The sequence below is a fragment of the Halorubrum sp. AJ67 genome, assembly GCF_000513435.1.
Map to the genome: position 1 here is coordinate 31,732 of NZ_CBVY010000016.1, position 5,390 is coordinate 37,121.

Annotated in this window: 5 protein-coding genes; 3 read left to right on the forward strand and 2 right to left on the reverse strand. The window is 63.3% G+C overall.

Annotated elements, in window-relative coordinates:
* Window positions 1-16: 16 nt before the first annotated feature.
* The 3 genes from BN903_RS12080 (at window position 17) to BN903_RS12085 (ending at window position 1,439) form a co-directional block, all read left to right on the forward strand.
* Entirely contained in the window at window positions 17-652 is a 636-nt protein-coding gene (locus BN903_RS12080; RefSeq protein ID WP_048077966.1) for a helix-turn-helix domain-containing protein, read from the forward strand.
* A 64-nt stretch (window positions 653-716) separates the two neighbouring features.
* The gene (locus tag BN903_RS17560; protein WP_195155794.1) at window positions 717-875 is read left to right on the forward strand and encodes a hypothetical protein; all 159 of its coding nucleotides are present in this window, start codon (window positions 717-719) and stop codon (window positions 873-875) included.
* Window positions 876-983: 108 nt separating this feature from the next.
* Window positions 984-1,439 carry a pyridoxamine 5'-phosphate oxidase family protein gene (locus BN903_RS12085; protein WP_048077967.1) on the forward strand — a complete coding sequence of 152 codons (456 nt, stop codon included), beginning with the start codon at window positions 984-986 and terminating at the stop codon, window positions 1,437-1,439.
* Between the two features lie 430 nt (window positions 1,440-1,869).
* On the opposite strand, the gene BN903_RS12090 is transcribed toward BN903_RS12085, so the two are convergent.
* A complete protein-coding gene (locus BN903_RS12090) occupies window positions 1,870-4,755 on the reverse strand; it encodes a BGTF surface domain-containing protein (RefSeq protein WP_052334956.1) in 2,886 nt (961 codons plus the stop codon).
* Window positions 4,756-5,148: 393 nt separating this feature from the next.
* A partial coding sequence (locus tag BN903_RS17565; protein ID WP_048077968.1) for a homing endonuclease associated repeat-containing protein occupies window positions 5,149-5,390 on the reverse strand: 242 nt, incomplete at its 5' end.

Genomic DNA, 5,390 nt, shown 5'->3' on the forward strand with positions numbered 1-5,390 from the left:
GGCACGGACGAACGAGATGGGATCGGGAATCCGGGCGGAGGTCTCGCTGCCGACCGAAGCGCCCTCGCCGTTCGACGGCGTCGTCGACGGGACGACCCCGGTCACCGGCGTCTCGCGCTGCACGCCGGCGGACGACCGCGAGCGCGTCGTCGTGGAGTTCATCGCGGACGCCGACCTGTCGGTCCCCGAGGAGGTCGACGTCGTCTTCGATTACGGGGGGCGAGCGGCCTACCGGTTCGACGCCGCGGTCGACCCCGACTCGCCGTTCGCCGTACTCGACCGCCACGAGACCCCCGTCTCCGAGGCGGTGGTCCGCGACGGGCGGCTCCGCGTCACCTTCCACGCGAGCGACTTGCCGACGCTGCGGTCCGTGTTGGAGGCGTTCCGCGACGGTTGCCCGGACATGGAGGTGTTACGCTTGCTCCAGTCGACGACGACCCCGACCGAGTCGGACTTGGTGACCGTCGATCGGAGCGAACTGACGGAGCGCCAGCGCGAGGTGCTCGCGGCCGCCTACGAGGCGGGCTACTTCGACCACCCGAAGGGGGCCAACGCCGGGGAGGTGGCGGCGTCGCTGGGCATCGGCCGGTCGACGTTCACGGAACACCTCGCGGCCGCCCAGCGGAAGCTGTTCGGGGCGCTGCTCGATTGACCGCGTTCCGAAGCCCCGAGAATCCGTTGCCCGTTTGATGGGCATGGGTGTCGTACCCACGACTATGACGCCCTCACCGACGCACACCTTCGTCTGCCCGGAGTGTCGGCGCTCGATCGAGGTGGACGACGCGATGCGGGCGACGCTGCTCGAAGCGGGCTGTGTCGTCTGCGGGGCCCCGGTCACCGAGGAGGACATCGGCGAAGCGCCGGCGATGAGGTGACGGACCGCCGTCGCGTCTCGTCTTTCGCGTCCGGTCCCGGGTTCTCGGTCCGACCCCGATCTCGCGTCGTCTCGTGTCCTTTATGCCGCCGTGCGAAGAAATTCGGGTATGCCGACGAACAGCGAGGTCGAGATGTCTCCGGCGGAGGTGGACGCGCTCTTGTCCCGCCACGAGACGGGAGTGCTCGCGCTCGCGCGTGACGACGCGCCGTACGCGATCCCGATCTCGTACGGGTACGACGCGGACGACCGCGCGCTGTACCTCCGGCTGGTGTCGACGCCCGACAGCGAGAAGCGCGAGTTCCTCGCGTCGACGCCGCAGGCCCGCGTCGTCGTCTACGAGGACGACGACGGCGAGTACGCGAGCGTCGTCGGCGTCGGTCCCCTCGAACGGGTCGACCTCGACGAACTGACTCCCGAGACGATCGCGCAGTACGGCGAGGCCCGACGCCCCCTCTTCGAGATCTGGGCGGACGACAAGCCGGACTTGGACATCGAACTCTACCGTTTCGCCCCCGAGACGCTGACCGGGCGGACCGTCGTCGTCGAACGCGACGACGAGTAGGAGCCGTTCGGTCGTTCGGCCTGTTTTTCCAGACCGTCTCGGTCGTCGCTTCTCTCGGCGACGAGTTCCTTCTGGACATCGACTGCCGTCGTCGAGCGTCGCGACCGGCTCCGCGTCTCATTCAGTTGCCACGTAACCGAGCGTCTCGGTGAGTCAGTCAACGCGCTCCCGCTTCGGGAGGTGTAGCCGACGACACGTCCGAAAATCGGAGCGATGCCAAGTCGGGATCCGATCCGCAGTCTGTCTCGGAGCGGTGTCGTCGGCACCCTGCGGATCACCGGTCTGAGGAAAGTAGCTGTCCGTTCGGGCAATATCTCGACCGGTCAGCGCCGCTGTCCGGAGCGAGGCGCGATAAAGAAAGACCGCGTGTGGATCGACCCGCGAGGGCCGATGGTTGGAAGCTACGAGTCGCGACCGTCAGGCAACGACGTTAGTCGTTGCGGCGGGTCGCGATCAGCGCAGCAGCGATGAGGGCGACGAGCGCGACGAGCGCGCCGAAGCCGGGCGCACCGTCGTCGGTGGAGTCGTCACCAGAGGAGTCGTCTCCGCTGGAGTCGTCACCAGAGGAGTCGTCACCGCTGGAGTCGTCACCAGAGGAGTCGTCACCGGAGCCGTCGCCGCTGGCCTCGATGGTCAGCGTGCCGGTTGCCTCATCGTTGTCGGTGGCAACGCCGTGCTCGTAGTCGCCGGCTTCGAGACCGGACGTGTCGGCAGTGAACTCGACGGTGGTACTCTCACCGTCAGCGAGCGTCACTTCCTGACTGTCCAGTTCGTCGCCGTCGAGCGTGAGCGCGACGGTCTGAGTGCCTTCCGCGTTGCCGGTGTTCTCGATCGTCGCCGAAACGTCGACCGAGTCGCCAGCCGTCGCGGTAGCTTCCTGCGGGCTCAGGTCGGAGACCGCGAAGTTCGCGGACTGCTCGACCGATTCGACGACGGTCCCATCAACGGACGGGTTGGTTCCGAAGAGGGAGTTCCGGAGCGTCATCGTGTACTCGTCGCCGACGTTCTGTTCGCTGAAGTCGAATTCGGTGGACCAGCTCCCGTCGTTGGCAACCGTCACCGTCTCGGCTTCCGAGAAGGCGGGACGAGTGTCACCGGAGGAGCGGACCCGAAGGGTCAGTTCCGTACCAGGCGCGAGGTTCGTCGTTCCCTCAACGACCTGACCTTCCGTGTTCGACACGTTGTACGGGTCGTTCGCGAAGCTACCTTCGGCTTCAACAACACTGAACGTTCCGCGAGCGGTCTCGCGGATGTCAGTGACACTGTCGACATCGTCGTCGGTCTCCTGAATACGGTTGTAGTTCAGGAGGCGCGCATCCTGTACGCGGAAGCGCGCTTCGATTTCGACATCTTCGTCGCTCGCGATGGAGTCCGTGTTTTCGAACTCAATCGTGTCCGTATCAACGATGACGTAGAAGTTGTTCGTTTCCTCGTCAACGACAACATCGTACGTCGTCGAACTCAGGTTGACTGTACGGAGCTGAGCGTTCGGACCGGCGCTCTCACGCGTTTCACGGAGGCGCAGGTCAAGGGAGTTACCGTCGAAACCAGCGTCGCCGTTACTGGTGACGACATCGCTTTCGAGTGCGGTTGCGAGTTGGCTGGCGTCACCGTCTTCACCAGTGGCTTCGAGGAGACCGGTCAGACCGGAAGCCTCGATCTGGTGAACGACGCGGTCGCCGTTCGCAATGCTGCTGGACTGCGTGACGTTCTCGCCGACGCGCTCGTTGAGCGCCTCAACGGGGTCGTCGGCGCTGGTGATGTCACCAGCGACACCGTCGGAGACAGTCCACGTGTTAATCGATTCGGAGGTCGACCGCTCTTCGAGGAAGAGCGAGCCGATGTTGTCCGGAGTTTCGAGCGTATCCGAGGGGCTGCTCGAAGTGGAGACAGCGAGCTCGTAGTCACCAGTGTCTAACTGGTCGATACCAGTAGTCTGGTTCGCGGATTCGAAGCTGATCTCTGCGTCGTCGTCAGCATCGTCCTCATCGAGCCACACCGTGTCTCCAGCAGCGACGCTGGTGTTACCGGCCGCGTAGCTGTTGAAGTAGATCGTGATTTCGTCGTTGTCACCGAACGCATCGATGGAGACGTTCGCTTGGTAGCCAACGTCGTCCTCGTCACCGATGACAAGGCTCCCGGAGCTAGCTGCCTCCGAGGCAGTCACGGTGATCGGGACGATGTCACCCTGTTCCTGGGTGATCGACGACGGGTCAACATCGAGTTCGCCTTCGCCGACATCGTTGACGGTCACCGAGGCTGTGTCTTCAGCCGTCGTGTCGTCGACGCTGAAGGTGAACTCGTAGTCACCGGCATCGATCTCGTCGAAGTCAACGTCGAAGTCGCCATCCGAGACCGTACCGAGGGAGATCTCGTCGTCATCGGTGTCCAGGCTCTCGACGTTGGATTCGCCGAAGATATCTTCAAGCTCTTCGGCAGAGAGGTCACCGTCAGCACTCACGGTGAGCGGGTAGCTGGAACGCAGCTCGGAATCAATTTCGACGAAGGTCTCAGCACCGCTACCGCGGTTGTCAACTTCGTCCTCGTCGAATGTGGCCGAAAGGTCCTGCGTAACGAGTTCGAAGGTATTCGAGACGGAACCAGAGGAACCGGAACCGGAGATGAAGTAGTCTGCCTCGTTACGGTTCGCAGTGGTGAACGTCGTGTAGTTCTCTCCCGCGTCGGTCGAGAGTTGGGCACGCGTCCGTGTAGTCTGGTCGCCGCTGTCGATAACTTCCTGAAGCGTGTAGCTGCTACCCGCACTCAGGTTTTTAACGAGGACCGTCTGTCCCTGGTAGACCAGCGTGTCTCCGTGGAGGTCAGCCTCGTCGTACGAGACATCGAAGGACTCGTCAGCGACGAGAGCGGTGTCGCTCGCGAGCTCGCTTCCGGCCAGCGCGGTCGCGTTATCGCCAGCACTAATTCCGGCCGGAACATCACCGTCGGCAAACAGCCAAGCGGTGTGGTCACCGGGGAAGCCACCTTCGTCCTCGATAGCGACTTGAATGTCATCGCTATCGGATTCGTTGGCGTCAGCAAAGCCGGCGACGATCTCGTCGCCAGTACTATTTGTATAAGTAACAACAGCGGTGGCTTCAGCGTCTGCGACGCCACCAGACCCGTTGTTAGTCGTTACATCTGAAATGGTAACCTCACCATCGACCAGTTCTTGGTCGTTGAACGTGAGGTCGCCACTGGACGCGTTTACAGCCGCGGCCGGCGCAACAGCGAAGCCGGCAGCGACCATAGACACGACCATGATCGCCGCGAAGAAGACCGCGTTGGCCTTCCCGCGATAGTTTGTGTCGTTTGTCATTGTTGTGTTGTGTTCTGCGTCGCGACAGCCTGCTTTGTCCCAATCTTAGTCGCCCGTTCGTCATCGACCAACGTCGCATCGAGGGCGCGACCAGACTCGACTGGGATTACTCGCAATCGGCGTCGCATTCTACACCGGGTAGGGTCTGCGTCCGTAACAACTATCGTCGGGTATAAATGCTTTGTGTGGCCTCCCGACGTGTGTGAACGCCCCTCATGGCCCGTAGCGGGCGTCAGACGACCGTTTTCAAGATTGAGAGTAATGGAGGCATATGGCTGGTTCGCGGTGGATTGTGGTCGCGTCTGAGCAGAGCGTTGGACCGGAACACCTACATGGGCGCTGCGGCGTACATGAGACTGGGTTCGGACCCTCTCAGGCGACTGGGTGCTGTTTTCAGGGTAGGGACCTGCCCAGTCGTCTGCGTTCCCGCCCGATCGACTCGCTCGCAGAGCGGTGGCTACGCGTCCGTGTCGTCATCGAGCGCCGCCACAGCCGCCTCACTCCCGAGCCGAACCGTCGCATGACCGTCGTGTCCGCGATCTCGCCGTGCTCGTCGAACCGCTGGAGCGTCGGGGCGTTGTCGGCGTCAGCGACGTGGGCGACGCGGCGGATCTCGTCGAGGAAGTCCTCGTCGC

Coding starts and splice junctions, on each gene's coding strand:
- BN903_RS12080 (WP_048077966.1), top strand. CDS start 17: ATGGGATCGGGAATCCGGGCGGAGGTCTCGCTGCCGACCGAAGCGCCC.
- BN903_RS17560 (WP_195155794.1), top strand. CDS start 717: ATGACGCCCTCACCGACGCACACCTTCGTCTGCCCGGAGTGTCGGCGC.
- BN903_RS12085 (WP_048077967.1), top strand. CDS start 984: ATGCCGACGAACAGCGAGGTCGAGATGTCTCCGGCGGAGGTGGACGCG.
- BN903_RS12090 (WP_052334956.1), bottom strand. CDS start 4,755: ATGACAAACGACACAAACTATCGCGGGAAGGCCAACGCGGTCTTCTTC.